Origin of the sequence: Caballeronia sp. dw_276 (genome assembly GCF_018449635.1) — a bacterium.
Taxonomy (GTDB): Bacteria; Pseudomonadota; Gammaproteobacteria; order Burkholderiales; family Burkholderiaceae; genus Caballeronia.
The window spans coordinates 88,673-102,513 of sequence record NZ_JAAVUV010000005.1 but is presented as its reverse complement, the minus strand read 5'-3'; the positions used below and the strand labels follow the sequence as shown (position 1 = coordinate 102,513).

At 60.6% G+C, this 13,841-nt stretch carries 13 protein-coding genes; 10 read left to right on the top strand and 3 right to left on the bottom strand.

The window, feature by feature from the left end:
• Positions 1 to 148: 148 nt before the first annotated feature.
• Together HB633_RS11860 and HB633_RS11855 are read left to right on the top strand one after the other, a co-directional pair.
• Positions 149 to 1,288 carry an aromatic ring-hydroxylating dioxygenase subunit alpha gene (locus tag HB633_RS11860; RefSeq protein ID WP_213778311.1) on the top strand — a complete coding sequence of 380 codons (1,140 nt, stop codon included), beginning with the start codon at positions 149 to 151 and terminating at the stop codon, positions 1,286 to 1,288.
• Positions 1,289 to 1,337: 49 nt separating this feature from the next.
• Complete coding sequence (locus HB633_RS11855; RefSeq protein ID WP_213778310.1) at positions 1,338 to 1,607, top strand: hypothetical protein; 270 nt, start codon at positions 1,338 to 1,340, stop codon at positions 1,605 to 1,607.
• A gap of 239 nt (positions 1,608 to 1,846) precedes the next feature.
• Here HB633_RS11855 and HB633_RS11850 read toward each other — a convergent pair whose 3' ends face one another.
• The gene (locus tag HB633_RS11850; RefSeq protein WP_213778309.1) at positions 1,847 to 2,074 is read right to left on the bottom strand and encodes a hypothetical protein; all 228 of its coding nucleotides are present in this window, start codon (positions 2,072 to 2,074) and stop codon (positions 1,847 to 1,849) included.
• Between HB633_RS11850 and HB633_RS11845 the strand changes: the two genes are divergently transcribed.
• The 3 genes from HB633_RS11845 to HB633_RS11835 are packed head-to-tail and all read left to right on the top strand — an operon-like array spanning position 2,073 to position 4,295.
• On the top strand, positions 2,073 to 2,369 hold the full coding sequence (locus HB633_RS11845) for a hypothetical protein (RefSeq protein WP_213778308.1): 297 nt from the start codon (positions 2,073 to 2,075) through the stop codon (positions 2,367 to 2,369). The genes HB633_RS11850 and HB633_RS11845 overlap by 2 nt on opposite strands.
• Complete coding sequence (locus tag HB633_RS11840) at positions 2,366 to 2,686, top strand: hypothetical protein (protein WP_213778307.1); 321 nt, start codon at positions 2,366 to 2,368, stop codon at positions 2,684 to 2,686. Before HB633_RS11845 ends, HB633_RS11840 begins: the two co-directional genes overlap by 4 nt.
• A gap of 10 nt (positions 2,687 to 2,696) precedes the next feature.
• Positions 2,697 to 4,295 carry a PepSY-associated TM helix domain-containing protein gene (locus tag HB633_RS11835; RefSeq protein WP_213778306.1) on the top strand — a complete coding sequence of 533 codons (1,599 nt, stop codon included), beginning with the start codon at positions 2,697 to 2,699 and terminating at the stop codon, positions 4,293 to 4,295.
• A 65-nt stretch (positions 4,296 to 4,360) separates the two neighbouring features.
• Here the strand turns inward: HB633_RS11835 and HB633_RS11830 are convergent, their stop codons facing one another.
• Positions 4,361 to 6,499 carry a TonB-dependent siderophore receptor gene (locus HB633_RS11830; RefSeq protein WP_255580916.1) on the bottom strand — a complete coding sequence of 713 codons (2,139 nt, stop codon included), beginning with the start codon at positions 6,497 to 6,499 and terminating at the stop codon, positions 4,361 to 4,363.
• A gap of 348 nt (positions 6,500 to 6,847) precedes the next feature.
• Positions 6,848 to 7,540, bottom strand: coding sequence for a FadR/GntR family transcriptional regulator (locus HB633_RS11825; protein WP_213778304.1), 693 nt, complete (start codon positions 7,538 to 7,540; stop codon positions 6,848 to 6,850).
• A 281-nt stretch (positions 7,541 to 7,821) separates the two neighbouring features.
• Here HB633_RS11825 and HB633_RS11820 point away from each other — a divergent pair, with 281 nt between their 5' ends.
• From HB633_RS11820 to HB633_RS11800, 5 genes are all read left to right on the top strand, one after another.
• Positions 7,822 to 9,369 carry a sugar ABC transporter ATP-binding protein gene (locus HB633_RS11820; protein WP_213778303.1) on the top strand — a complete coding sequence of 516 codons (1,548 nt, stop codon included), beginning with the start codon at positions 7,822 to 7,824 and terminating at the stop codon, positions 9,367 to 9,369.
• A complete protein-coding gene (locus HB633_RS11815) occupies positions 9,362 to 10,390 on the top strand; it encodes an ABC transporter permease (protein WP_061999457.1) in 1,029 nt (342 codons plus the stop codon). The genes HB633_RS11820 and HB633_RS11815 overlap by 8 nt, the downstream gene beginning before the upstream one ends.
• Before the next feature lie 90 nt (positions 10,391 to 10,480).
• Positions 10,481 to 11,425, top strand: a complete 945-nt coding sequence (locus HB633_RS11810) for an ABC transporter substrate-binding protein (RefSeq protein WP_213778302.1) — start codon at positions 10,481 to 10,483, stop codon at positions 11,423 to 11,425.
• Between the two features lie 248 nt (positions 11,426 to 11,673).
• Positions 11,674 to 13,179 (top strand): FGGY family carbohydrate kinase, encoded by a 1,506-nt coding sequence (locus HB633_RS11805; RefSeq protein WP_213778301.1) that lies wholly within the window; start codon positions 11,674 to 11,676, stop codon positions 13,177 to 13,179.
• Entirely contained in the window at positions 13,176 to 13,835 is a 660-nt protein-coding gene (locus tag HB633_RS11800; RefSeq protein ID WP_213778300.1) for an HAD family phosphatase, read from the top strand. The genes HB633_RS11805 and HB633_RS11800 overlap by 4 nt, the downstream gene beginning before the upstream one ends.
• The last annotated feature ends 6 nt before the right edge of the window (positions 13,836 to 13,841 follow it).

Below are 13,841 nucleotides of genomic sequence, written 5' to 3'. Positions count from 1 at the left end.
GGATGGCGCGTTTGCGCCTCAAATGGCCTCTCGCGTGTAGACTGCGGTAGACCCGTAGGTTGCATCGTCTCCCCAAAACATCTTTTCGCCAATTTCGGCTTATCTTTAGCCGATTTTTCGCCGATACCCTCAAGCGGAGGCATCGTACATGCATGTAGCGCTGCAGCAGGAAGCCGTCACGAGCGGCACGCCCGCCGAACAACCTCAAAAAACGCCGCGCGACCTGCGTCGCGTCGATATCAACCCCGATCACTGGTATCCCGTTGCGTGGTCGCGCGAGGTCAAGCGCGGCAAGGCGCATGGCGTGAAGTTTGCCGGCGACCCCGTCGTGCTGGTCCGTACCGAAAGCGACAAGGTGTTCGCGCTGGAAGACCGCTGCGCGCATCGGCAAGTGCCGTTGCATGCGGGCGTGGTCGACGGCGAATCCATCCGATGCTGTTATCACGGCTGGACGTACGACTGTTCGGGCAAATGTATCGACGTTCCATATCTCGGACGCGAGCGTCTGCCCAACGGCGTGCGTTCGTACCCGTGCCGCGAGGAAGCCGGACTGATCTTCATTTTTCCGGGCGATCCGCTGCTGGCTGAAACCGTGCCGTTCCCGGCGCTTGGTTCCGTCGGCGATAAAGCCTATAAAACCCGCCGCTTCGGCCGCGAGGTGAAGTGCCATTACACCTTCATGCACGAAAACCTGATGGACATGAACCATCAGTTTCTGCATCGCAAGCAGATGGGTCAGATGAAGGCGCGTTCGGTCGGGCGCAGCCGGGGCGAAGACTGGGTCGAAGTGAACTACACGTTCGCGCGCGAAGAGGGCAAGCAGCCGATTGGCGAAGCGCTCGTATTCAGCCAGAAACGCGGCACGAAGCCCGACGAGAACAACAAGGATGTGATGACGATCCGTACGGAATATCCGTACCAGACGCTGCGGATCCGCACGAAGGACCAGACCATGGTGATGGATCTGTGGATTGCGTACGTGCCGCTCGACGCCGAGCAGCGTACGAACCGTACGTTCGGATTGTTGTCGATCCGGCGGCCGAAGATTCCGGGAATTCTCGATGCCGCCTGGCCGTTGCTGGTGTGGTTCACCGAGCGTATCTTCAAGGAAGACCGTTGGATCGTGGAGCGCGAGCAGGAAGCACACGACCGGCAGGGCGCCGATCATAATCACGAGGTGTTTCCGGTCATTCTCGAACTTCGCTCGCTGCTGACTGACTGTGGTGCGCCGCTTCGGGAACCTGCGGTGGAACGTCGCGTGCATATGATCCAGCCGGTGACGGACTGATATCGTACGTAGCGCTGTAGTTATGTATCAACCAGAGAGGTCGATCATCATGGAACCCAACCCGACAGAAGACCGCGTCACGCCCTCGGTCAACGTCAATGAACCGCCCGAGCAGGATCATTTCGATGCCGCGATCAGCCACGTCGACAGTTCGTATTCATCGGGCGTGCTGGCCGCCAAGGCTGCGAAAGGGATTTTGTACAGCGTGATCGAAACGCTGGGGACGCTTATCGGCGATCCGGATTTGCCAGAGCACGCGCGCTCTGGCTATCAGGCGCTGCTTGTGAGCGCGGAAGAACTGCGTTCACGGATCGATTAACAAAGGCTCACAGCCAGCCTGGGGTAACGCCCAGGCAATAATTTAAGGTCAACCACGGAGCACATTATGAGTAAAGCCCAGGACGCAAAGAAAACCGAGAAAAAGGTCGCCCTCAAATCGCCGAAGGAAAAGAAAGAGGCAAAGAAGCTGAAGAAGGAGGCGACCAAGCGGCAGTAAGCGCAACGAGCACGCGGTGACTATGTAGGCATCAGAAATTTAGCCGATGGTCCGGTACAAGATCATCCGGCATGGGAGCTCCAGACATCACGTTGTAGCAGCGTTTCGAACTCCAGCGGCCCGCCTTCAGGCGGGCCGTTTGCATTGCCCCAACGGTTGTTCGACGAGCAACGGATACGGGGAATCTCAAAATTCTGTATGATAATGATTCTCAATAACGTATCCAGACCCGCGATACTCGTCCCGGGCAGGACGAGCGCGCGCTTTATATCGATGCATGACTTTTTCATGCCGGCATCCGTTGTGTTCGCGATCGCCGGTTCCCTGTTGTTCTACCTTGCCGCGCCCGGGCAGCGCTGGCTGAGCGCGCCGCTTGCGCCCCGGCTTTGCAGGACGCTTTCGGCCGTGTTCATGTGCGCGGCGATTGTGATCGGGGCGGGCGGGCTGAATCCCGCTACGTCGCTTGCCGTCGTGTTCACTGCGGCCATGGCGTGCCTGACGGCGTGTCCATTTATAGGCGTGGTTATTGCCGTAATGATCGCGCGGTCGCCGTCTCAGCCTCATTCGCCGGACGCGTCGCGGTGACTTCGAAGACTGGCCGGTCCGGCAAGAAAGTCGAAGTCACATCGCGCGATTGGACGCTCAAGACGCTGGCGGGAGCTGCCGGCGGATTCGGGTTGGGGATCGCCGCGAGCGGGTTGCTCGCCTGCCTCACGCCCGGTCCGCTCGATGCCCAAAACAAATTCCAGGTCGCAATGTGGCTCGTGCCGCCCGTGTGGATCGGCGCGATGAGCGTGAGCTTCGTGTTTCGCAGCGGACTGCGCGCGTGGCTGTGGCTCGGCGGCGCCAATGCGCTCGGTTTCGCGATGCTTGCATTGGCTCGTCATTTCATTGTTCGCTAACTGAGAAAGCATGCGCAGCGACGTCATTCGCGTCTACAAGACGGTCCATACGTGGACAGGCATCATTGCCGGACTGGCGCTTTTTATTGCGTTCTATGCGGGCGCGGTGACCATGTTCAAAGACGCGCTCGACGCGTGGGTCACGCCGCCCGTCACCCGCACACAAGTGTTTCCGATGTCGCAGGCGCCATTGGTCATTCAACAGACGCTGGCGGCTTTTCCCGCTGCGCGGCGGCAGTTCACGTTGCGGCTCGAACCTGAAGGGCGCGCCAGTTTGTCGTGGCGCGAGCGCGGCAAACCGCAGCGCGTTTCCGCCACGCTCGATACCGACGGCCACCTGGAGACGCATACCCGCGGGCTGTCGGACGCCGCGAGGTTTATCGATATCCTGCACATGACGGCCGGTATTCCCGGCGGTTTCGATGTCGGCATGGGCGTAATGGGCGTGGTCTCGCTTGTGTACGGGCTCGCGCTGGTATCGGGCGTGATCGTGCTGTTGCCGAGCCTCATCAAGGATCTCTTCGTGGTGCGCGTGGGCAAGAACCTCAAGCGGATGTGGCTCGATGCGCACAACGTGGTCGGCATCTTGAGCTTGCCGTTCCATGTGGTGATGGCTTTATCGGTCGTCGCGTTCGGGTTGAACGATTACATCTTTCCGGTACAGGACCGGGTGATCTACGGCGGCACGCTTGATGCCACCATCAAAGCGCAGAACCCGTATTTCGCGAAGGCGCCAATCGTGCCCGGCGTTGATCCCACCAGATTGCTTCCGCCCGAGCAAATCCTGGCCGCCGTGAAACAGCGTGCGCCGGTGTTCGAGCCGGCCGAGCTGAGTTATCGGGGCGCTGGGGAACCGGGCGCGACCGTGTTCGTCGCGGGTGACGATCCGCGTTATCTGGCTCGCAGCGGGGGTTTCGCGTTGCTTGATCCCGTGACCGGCCGTTTCCTGAATGCCCAATTCCTGCCCGGCGCCGATGGCACCGCGTGGTCCGCCGCCACCAGCGCCTTCTTTGCGCTGCATTTCGGCAGTTATGGCGGCGGGACGATTCAATGGGCTTATTTCTTCCTGGGACTCGGTGGCGCTTTCCTCTTTTATTCGGGCAACTTGCTCTGGATCGAAAGCCGCCGCAAGGCCGAACGCCGTGGCGAAAGCATCGTGGTCAAGCAGCGGGCGGCCACGTATTTCATGGCCGCGCTGACGGTCGGCGTGACGCTCGGTTGCGTGGCAGGCATTTCCGCGACGCTCGCCGCCGGCAAATTGTTAAGCGGACGGGTTGCCGATCTGCCGGCCTGGCATGCGCGGATCTACTACACGGTCTTTCTTGCCAGCATTGGCTGGGCGTTCCTACGCGGCGGGGCGCGCGGATCGGTCGATCTTCTGGCGCTGACCACGTTCGCGACCTTGCTCGTGCCGGCGGCATCGGCGATTGGATGGCTGCTTCCATCGACGGGAATGTGGTTTGAATCTGCCACCGTTGGCGTCGATATTTGCGCGCTGATTGCTGCGGCGTGTTTTGGGTGGATGTTGCGGGTGACGGCGCGGCGAGTCAGAACCGGTGCGCGGGATAGCGTTTGGCGGCAACCGGCGCGCAGTGAACAAAACGCGTAAGCCAATAAAAAAAGCGCCGGCGAAAATCTATCGCCGGCGCTTCAAAACACAAGACCAGAACCGCCTTAAAAGTCCGTCGTCATCGAGAACAGGAACGTGCGCGGCGCGCCTTGCGTCAAGTACCCTTGACCCGATGTCGCAGCCGATTCCCAGTATGCCTTGTTCGCCACGTTCAGAACGCTGACACGGAAAGTCGTGTTCTTGTGGAACACATTGGTCGCGTAACGCGCGCCGAGATCGAAGCGGTTCCACGATGAAATCGATGCCGTATTGGCGACATCGAAGTATTGCTTGCCCGTGTGCAGGTAACGTGCCGTGAACGTCAGGCCGGGGACCATCGGCAGGTCGTATTCCGCGCCGAGATTGAACAGGAATGCGGGTACGCCGGTTGGACGGTTGCCGTCGGTCAGGCCGCCGGCGGTGTCGAGCAATTCAGCCTGGATATAGGAAGCGCCCGCCAGCAATCGAACGCCCTTGTACGGCTCGCCCGTGATCGACGCCTCGAGCCCGCGATGCCGTTCGCGCCCGTTCGCTGCAAAGATGTTGTCGCCATTCGTGTACGCACTCGGTTCTTCGATCTGGTAAGCGGAGAAGGTCGAACCGAAGTGATTCGTATCGTATTTGACGCCGACTTCGTATTGCTTCGAGCGCGAGGGCGCCAGGTTCGTGCCGAAGTTGGATGCCGTCGACGGCGCCGGTTTGCCTTGCGCCAACGCTTCGCTGCGATTGGCGAAGAACGCGACGTTTTGCCAGGGCTTGATCACGAGCCCGAGAATCGGCGTGGTGATGGAATCATTGTACGAAGACGTGAGCGTGCCAGTGCCCGTGTCGTAGTTGTTCTGGTGCAGTTCCTGGCGGCGGGCGCCGAGCGTGAACAGCACGCGATCGTTCAAGAAGCCCAGCGTATCCGATACCGCCACGCTTCGGATCAGCACGCGATCGGTGACGAACGGATCGGCGAAATTGCCGACCGGGCTCGCTCCGGGGCGCGGCACTTGCGGCGTGTTGTAGAGGTCCGTGTTGTACGTGTTCGAGAAGTCGAAAGCCGAACGGTCTTCAATACTCGTGAGCGATCCGCCCAGGGTCACGAAATGCGAAACAGGGCCGGTGCTGAAGCGCCCGCGAACGCCGCCTTCAGTCGAATATGCATCGGTCTTGCGCGGCACGCCGAGGCGAAACGCCGTGGTCAATCCAGTATCGCCGTTGAAGTTCGGCGATGAATAATCGCCGTGCTCGTTCGCGTGATGCACGCCACCTGCCACGTACGCGGTCCAACCCGGCATGAAGTCGTATTCCGCGCGCGCAATACCCACGGTGTCTTCGAGCGCGGTGTACGACCAGGGCTGCGCATAGTTATGCGTCGCGGAAGGGACCGCTGGAATCACGATGTCCGTGCCGCTCAGGTTAACCGTCGGACGGCCTTCGTTTACACGTTCGCGCTGATAAAGGAAATCGCCGTAGAGACGCAACTTGTCACCGCGATAATCCAGCGACACGGACGTGGCCGTGCTGCGCTTGTGTTCATCGTCGACACTGGTTTCGCCGTCGCGCACGAAGCTGTTCACCCGCACACCGAATTGTCCTTCGCTGCCAAAACGGCGGCCCACATCGACATGCGTTCCGAGTTCGCCGGAAGCCGTGCCTTCAACGGTTACGCGGGTCAGGGGTTTGTCGTCGGCGCGCTTCAATTCGAGGTTCACGCCGCCGCCAATGGCGGAGCCCGTCGGCGATGCACCGCTCAGGAAGGCATTTGCGCCCTTGAAGACGTCAACGCGTTCGAGCGTTTCTGTCGCCACGAGCTGACGCGGCGTAATGCCGTAAAGACCGTTGAGCGAGATGTCGTCACCGTTGAGCACGAAGCCGCGGATCACGAACACCTGTGACTGGTTGCCGAACCCGAGTCCGGAACGCACGGACGGGTCGTTGTCGAGGACGTCGGCGAGGGTGCGGGCCTGCTGGTCTTCAATCAGCTTCGAGGTGTACGTGGTCATGCTGAACGGCACGTCGATCATTTTCTGGTCGCCCAGTACGCCGAAACTCGCGCCGCGTGCAACCTGACCGCCGCTATACGTCGGCGCAAAGTCGCCGGGGAGCGCTTCTGCTGTGCCCTGAACTTTCACCGCAGGCAGGGTCTTGTCGGCGGAGTCTGCCGTCGGGGCGCTTTGTGCATACGCATTTCCCGCAACACTAATAGCCAGCGGCATTGCCGCGCGAAGGAAGACGTAACGCACGGCAGCGGACACCGGCCGGACGCGAAGCGGTTGCTGTTTGTTTGGAAGCATCGAAGGAGCGGAGTAGCGAAGTGGTCGTGATTTCGCCCCGTTGTCGATCAAGTAGACGATCGGCAACGGAGCGGTGCTTTGTAGTGGGGTTATGTATGGACTTGCGAATCTGGATTTACAGCTGAACAACAAGACCTAACAAACGAGCGGATTATACACGAATGCGAATCGTTATCATTTGTGGCACAAAAAAACGACACGCCTTGGTTTTTACGGTGGCGGGCTGGTTTTCTGAGAAATAGACACGCGCTTCGACGGAAAAGCGAGGGTTCACGCGTCGCCGACCCACCGTTCCTCTGACGCTTTCAAGTGCGAGCGAATAGCGGCCTGCGCGGCGATCGGATCACGCGCTTCGAGCGTCCTGAGAATGCGTTCGTGCTCGGATAACGCCACGCCCCACGTGGTGATGTTTTCCGAAAGCACGCTGGCTTTTGCCGCGATCGGATCGTTGCGGCCATCGAATAGTTCGCCGACGAGCCGCGTCAGCACCGAATTCCCAGCGATTTCCGCGATAGCAATATGAAACTGGCGGTCAGGTTCCAGCGGCGAACGGCCCGCCGCAATCAAATCGCGCATGACGTCGAGCGTTTTTTGCAGCCTGGCGGTGCCATCGGAAGTAAGCCGCGTGCACGCCAGCACGATCACCGACCCTTCTATTGCCGCGCGCGCCTGCATCAACTCGGTCGGGCTTTCGCCCATCGCGGTCAAAGGTGACGTTTCGCTGCCAACCTCACAAACATAAACGCCCGAACCCATGCGGATTTCGACTTGTCCGCGAATCTCCAGCGCAATCAAGGCTTCGCGCAACGACGGACGCGATACCCCCAACTGCTGCGCAAGCTCTCGTTCTGGCGGCAAACGGGCGCCCGCCTGAAAGCTTCCGTGCCGGATCAGCGTGTTGATCTGATCGGCGATGGACTGATACAGCCGTCGTGTTTCAACAGGTTTAACAAGAGAAGTCATGGAGATGGATGCGATGTCCGGGCTGAAGCGTGTAAGGTGGCTTGACCAATTATGCTTAATTCGCGCCAGCATCGCCCGGAGCTTATGTCTTTGGATATAAGGGTAAATACCGCGATTCCAGTACAGGCATAACGCCATTATCATTAGCGACAGGTCAGGCCGCATCGCCAAACACTAAATTGGCTTGACCACTTTGATTGCAGGATCGACTTGGGCGAACTGCTACACATCGAGGAGACAAAACCGATGCATCCGTCCCAATCAGTCTCTCGGGCCGTGCGATGAACGTGACGGCCGAACCGGGCGTGTCGTCCCCGTCCGTCATGTCAGCGGATTCCTTGCTGCGCTTAAACGGCGTGGGCAAGCGTTTCCCGGGCGTGATTGCGCTGCAGAACGTCAGCTTCGATGTTCGCGCCGGCGAAGTTCACGCCATCTGCGGCGAGAACGGCGCGGGCAAATCGACGCTGATGAAAATCGTCAGCGGGCAATACCGGCCGGACGAAGGCGAAATTTATCTCGATGGCCGCGTGCAGCATTTTGCGTCCACGCTCGATGCGCAAGCCGCCGGCATCGCGATCATTCATCAAGAGCTGAACCTGATTCCGCATTTGTCGATCGCGGAGAACATCTTTCTGGCGCGCGAGCCGAAGCGCGGATTGTTTATCGACCGGGCGCGGCTTGCCGCGGATTCCCAGGCCGCGCTCGACCGGATCGGGCTGCCGCTGAAACCGCGGACGCTGGTCGGGTCGTTGTCGGTCGCGCAGCAGCAGATGATCGAAATCGCGAAGGCGTTGTCGCTCAACGCCCGGCTTCTGATCATGGATGAGCCCACGTCGTCGCTGACCGAATCCGAGACGGTGCATCTGTTTCGCATCATCAAGGAGCTGCGCAAGTCGGGCGTGGGGATTGTGTACATCTCGCATCGGCTGGACGAGCTGGCGGAGATCGCGGATCGCGTGACCGTGCTGCGCGACGGCCGCACGATTTCCACCGATGACTTTGCTGCGACGACCATCGAACAGGTTGTCTCGCACATGGTCGGGCGCGATCTCGACGATGTTTTCCCTGAACGCAAATCGCAGCCGACCACCGAAGTCCTCTTGAGCGTCAACGACCTCAAGCGTCGCGAAGTGTTCGGGCCGGTGAGCTTCGAACTGCGTCGCGGAGAGATTCTCGGCTTTGCGGGGCTGATGGGTTCGGGACGCACGGAAGTGGCGCGCGCGGTGTTCGGCGCCGATCCGGTGGACGGCGGCGAAGTGCATCTGCGTGGCCAGAAGTTGTCGATTCATTCGCCTATCGACGCCATCCGCAACGGCATTGCGTATCTCTCGGAAGATCGCAAGGGCAACGGCCTCGCGCTGCAGATGACGGTGGCGAAGAACATCACGCTCGCGAACGTCGAGGCGGTTTCCGGCGCGGGCGGATTCATCCGCTTCGAGGAAGAAGGCAAGGTCGCGCGCAAATATATCGATGCGCTCGGCATTCGCACCCCAAGCGCAAACCAGATTACGCGCAATCTCTCCGGCGGCAACCAGCAGAAGGTGGTGATCAGCAAATGGCTGTTTCGCGAATCGAAGATTCTTTTCTTCGATGAACCGACGCGCGGCATCGACGTCGGCGCGAAATACGCCATCTATGAACTCATGGACCGGCTGGCCGCGCAGGGAATTGGCGTAGTCCTAATCAGTTCGGAATTGCCCGAGATCATGGGCATGACCGATCGCGTCGCCGTGTTCCACGAAGGCGAAATAGCGGGCGTGCTCGAGACCCGCAAGACCAATCAGGAAGAAATCATGCACTACGCATCAGGACGGACGACCCATGCTTGAGATGACCACCGATCCCGCTCATGCCGATCGCGCACGCGCTCGTGAACGACGCCGTGACCTGATACAAAAGTTCGCCGCGCTCGGAAGCCTGGTGATGCTCGTGATCGTGTTTTCCGCGACGAGCAACGCGTTCATGTCGCTGGGCAACGGCATGACGGTCGCGCTGCAGGTGACGTCCATTGCGTATCTGGGGTTGGGCGCGACCTGCGTGATCATTACGGGGGGTATCGATTTGTCGGTGGGGTCGGTGCTCGCGCTCTCCGGGGTGTGCGCCGCGTTGCTCGTGAAGGCGGGCGTTCCGGTGCCGATCGGCATGCTGGGCGGCGTGATCGTCGGGGCGATTTGCGGAGCATTCAACGGCATCTTCGTGACGCGCATGGGCTTGCCGCCGTTTATCGCCACGTTGGGGATGATGCTCGTCGCGCGGGGCGTCGCGTTGCAGATCACGGGCGCACGGCCGGTGTCGGGTCTCGGCGATTCGTTTGCGGAACTCGGCAACGGGTCGCTGTTTCGTATCGTGCGGATGGGTTCGGACGGTTTCCCCGATGTCGTCTTTCCCGGCATTCCTTATCCCGTGATCATCATGGTCGTGCTCGCCGTGCTGGTTTCGATCATGCTCAGCCGGACATCGCTCGGGCGGCATATTTATGCGGTCGGCTCGAATGCGGAAGCGGCGCGTTTGTCGGGCGTGAACGTGAATCGCGTGAAGTTGTTCACGTATGTCCTGTCCGGCGCGCTTGCCGGTTTGACGGGCTGCGTGCTGATGTCGCGGCTCGTGACCGCACAGCCGAACGAAGGCGTGATGTACGAACTCGATGCCATCGCCAGCGCGGTGATCGGCGGAACGTCGCTGATGGGCGGCGTGGGGACGATCTCGGGCACGGCCATTGGCGCGTTCGTGATCGGTATCTTGCGCAATGGCCTGAACATGAACGGCGTATCGAGTTTTATCCAGCAGATCATCATTGGCCTCGTGATCCTGGGCACGGTGTGGATCGACCAGATTCGAAACCGGCGATGAGTTTTATCGGACGCAAGGGTCTTTGTGAAAGCGTCCGAGGGGCAGAAGCGAAATGGGCCGCAGAGGCCATATAAAACCAAGGAGCGAGACATGAAACTGACTACGAAAGCGATGTTTGCCACCGTGCTGGCCGTTGCCGCGAGCACCGCTTTTGCCGCGGGCGGCGAGATTGCGGTGATCGTGAAGAGCGCCGATTCCAACTACTGGCAAAACGTCAACAAGGGCGCGACTGCGGCGATGGCGAAGCAGAAGGGCTACACCATGACCTTCCAGGGGCCGACCGCCGAATCGGATATCGCGGCCGAAGTGAACATGGTCGAGAACGCGGTGAACCGCAAGGTCTCGGGCATCGTGCTGGCGGCGTCCGATCCGGATGCGCTCGTGCCGGCCGTGAAGAAGGCGTGGGAAGCGCATATTCCTGTGGTGATCATCGACTCGGCGCTGTCCGATTCGGGCAAGCAGTACTACCAGGCTTTTCTTTCCACCGATAACGCCAAGGCCGGCGAGCTCTGCGCCCAGGCGTTGATCGCGAAGGTCGGGCAGACGGGCAAGATCGCGCTGATGTCGTACGTGGCCGGAGCGGGTTCCGAAGCCGCGCGTGTCGGCGGATTCCGCAAGTATCTGGAAGCGCATTCGAAGCTGACCGTGGTCGGTCCGTTCTACTCGCAATCGCAAATGGCGAACGCGCTGAACCAGACGACCGACGTGCTCGCGGCCAATCCCGACCTCAAGGGCATCTTCGGCGCGAATGAACCGACGGCCGTTGGCATGGGCCGCGCATTGGCGCAATCAGGCAAGGCTGGAAAGGTCGTGGCAATCGGCTTCGATGGCAACCAGGATTTGCAGAACTTCGTGAAGGACGGGACCATCCAGGCGATCGCCGTGCAGGGTTCTTATCAGATGGGCTACAAGGGCATCGAAACGGTGGTTCAGGTGATCGAGAAGAAAGCGCCGCCGAAGTTTGTCGACACAGGCGTGGTGATGGTCGATAAGGGCAACATCGACCAGCCGGTCGCAAAGAACGTGTTGTATTGACGTTTTGCGATTGATCGCGATGCGGAGGAGCCTTCCGCATCGCTAAAATAAAGTTAGTGAAAACAACGAAAGAAGGAAGTTGAAAACGAGGCCCACAGGTCGTTGATCGGTTAATTCAAGGTGGAATAAGCGTCAGCAGCTAATTGACATGGCTACAAAACGTAGTCAAGATAACGTTAATTAAAAGCTCGGCGCGAATTTCCGCATCGCGAATTCGCTCGTTCAGGCAACACCTGGGGACTCGGGTCATGGAGACGTATTACCTTGCCGTCGACGTTGGCACGGGCAGCGTTCGCGCTGCCTTAGTCAACGGACGTGGAAAAATAGCCCGCATGGCGGCGCGCGAGCACGAGCAGATCGTGCCCCGTTACGGCTGGTCCGAACAACGTCCCGCCGACTGGTGGCAAGGCGCGGCCGGCGCCATTCGCGAAGTGCTCGAAAGCGTGCCGAACGCGGCCGCGAACATTGCGGCAATCTGTGCTTGCGGGCAAATGCACGGCACGGTTCTGATCGATGCAGACGGCCAGCTCACCCGCGAAACCGCGCCGCTCTGGAACGACAAACGCACGCTCGGTGAAGTCGAAGCCTTTCGGGCGCAACACGACTCGACCTCGTATCTTCCGCTGACGGCAAATCCCGCCACGCCCGCGTGGCCCGGTTTCAAGCTGCAATGGCTTAAACAGAACGAGCCGCAAGCGTACGAGCGCGCGACGACCGTCTTCATGTCGAAGGACTACATCAACTTCCGTCTCACGGGCGAACGCGCGTGGGACTGGAGCGATGCATCGACAAGCTTCCTGATGGACCCGCAAACGCGAACCTGGTCCCAGCCGATGCTCGATGCACTCGGCCTCGATATCGCCAAATTCCCGCCTATCCGCTCGCCGCAGGAGATTCTTGGCAGCGTCACGACTGAAGCCGCGAAGGCGACCGGTTTGCGTGAGGGCACGCCGGTGCTGGTCGGCGGCGCGGATTATCCGTTGTCGGTGCTCGGCTCGGGCGTGTATGCGCCGGGTCTCGGATCGGACATCACCGGCACGTCGTCGATCATCACCGTCATCGCCGATACCCCCATGCTGCATCCGGAGGTATCGAACGTGGCGACGGCTGAAGGCTTGTGGGGCCGCTTCATGCTGCTCGATTCCGGCGGCGATGCGATGCGCTGGGCGCGCCGTGCGTTCCACGAAAACACTTTGAGCTACGACGCCGTCGCACAGAAAGCAGCCGAAGCGCCGGTCGGTTCCGAGGGGCTTTTTTTCCTGCCTTATCTCACCGGCGAGCGCCTCGGCGAACACTCGAATTCACGCGCGCAATTCTTTGGCATCGGCGCGAAACACGGCACGGCGCATTTGCATCGGGCGGTTTTGGAGGGCGTTGCGTTCGGCGTGCGACGGCACATTGGCGTGATCGAATCGGCCGGCGTGCGCATGGAACGGCTCGTTGCCGCGAGCGGCGGCGCGAAGGCCGCGTTGTGGCTCGATATCAAGGCGAGCATGTATCGAACGCCCATTCTCGTGCCGGCCGAAGTGGAATGCGGCGTGATGGGCTGCGCCATTCTCGCGGCTACCGCGCACGGCCAGTTCGCGCGTCTTGGCGACGCCGTCGCCGCGTTCGTCCAGTTCGAGCGCGAAGTCCAGCCGGACCCGCACGCAGCCGATACCTACGACCGGATGATGCCGATCTTCGAGCGGCTCTACGCGAGCTCGCAACAGTTCTACGACGACCTTGATCGTCTCGCCGAGACCCATGCATGACGCAAGCAATCAAAGCAGTTTTGTGGGATATGGACGGCACGCTCGCCGACAGCGAAGCGCTGCATCTCGCGACGCTCGTCGCGGTACTGAATCATCACGGCATCAAGGCGGACGACGACCTGCATGCATCGATATTCGGCAAGACCGCACGCGAAGTCCATACATTGTGTTGCGAGCGTTTTGGCGTCGATTTCGACTACGACCAATGGTCGATGGCACGCGCGCGCCACTACGTTTCCGAAGCGATAAACATGCGGCCGCGACCTGGCGCCTTGGGCGTGTATCAAGCCGTGCGTGCAGCGGGAATCCGTCAGGCGATCGTATCGAACTCACCGCGCATGTTGCTCGAAGCCGGACTTCGCGCGCTCGACTTGCAAGACCCGCAACTCATCTCGATCAGCGCCAGCGATGTCCGCGCCGGCAAGCCTCATCCCGAACCGTACGAACGCGCCGCGTGGCTTTTGCGGATCACGCCGGATGAAGCAATCGTCGTCGAGGACAGCCCGACGGGCGCGCGCGCGGCCATCGCAGCAGGCATGCGCGTGCTGGCGTGGCCCGAACATCCGGATGCTGCGCCGTCATTTCCTGACGGCGCCGAACTGGTTTTCTCCGAACACGAACTCGCCGCCGCACTCGGCGTTCAAATAACTTCCTGATCCACG

Excerpts from the sequence above, each read along its gene's own strand:
- HB633_RS11860 (WP_213778311.1), top strand. The coding sequence starts at position 149 with ATGCATGTAGCGCTGCAGCAGGAAGCCGTCACGAGCGGCACGCCCGCC.
- HB633_RS11855 (WP_213778310.1), top strand. The coding sequence starts at position 1,338 with ATGGAACCCAACCCGACAGAAGACCGCGTCACGCCCTCGGTCAACGTC.
- HB633_RS11845 (WP_213778308.1), top strand. The coding sequence starts at position 2,073 with ATGCCGGCATCCGTTGTGTTCGCGATCGCCGGTTCCCTGTTGTTCTAC.
- HB633_RS11850 (WP_213778309.1), bottom strand. The coding sequence starts at position 2,074 with ATGAAAAAGTCATGCATCGATATAAAGCGCGCGCTCGTCCTGCCCGGG.
- HB633_RS11835 (WP_213778306.1), top strand. The coding sequence starts at position 2,697 with ATGCGCAGCGACGTCATTCGCGTCTACAAGACGGTCCATACGTGGACA.
- HB633_RS11830 (WP_255580916.1), bottom strand. The coding sequence starts at position 6,499 with ATGCCGCTGGCTATTAGTGTTGCGGGAAATGCGTATGCACAAAGCGCC.
- HB633_RS11825 (WP_213778304.1), bottom strand. The coding sequence starts at position 7,540 with ATGACTTCTCTTGTTAAACCTGTTGAAACACGACGGCTGTATCAGTCC.
- HB633_RS11820 (WP_213778303.1), top strand. The coding sequence starts at position 7,822 with ATGAACGTGACGGCCGAACCGGGCGTGTCGTCCCCGTCCGTCATGTCA.
- HB633_RS11815 (WP_061999457.1), top strand. The coding sequence starts at position 9,362 with ATGCTTGAGATGACCACCGATCCCGCTCATGCCGATCGCGCACGCGCT.
- HB633_RS11810 (WP_213778302.1), top strand. The coding sequence starts at position 10,481 with ATGAAACTGACTACGAAAGCGATGTTTGCCACCGTGCTGGCCGTTGCC.
- HB633_RS11805 (WP_213778301.1), top strand. The coding sequence starts at position 11,674 with ATGGAGACGTATTACCTTGCCGTCGACGTTGGCACGGGCAGCGTTCGC.
- HB633_RS11800 (WP_213778300.1), top strand. The coding sequence starts at position 13,176 with ATGACGCAAGCAATCAAAGCAGTTTTGTGGGATATGGACGGCACGCTC.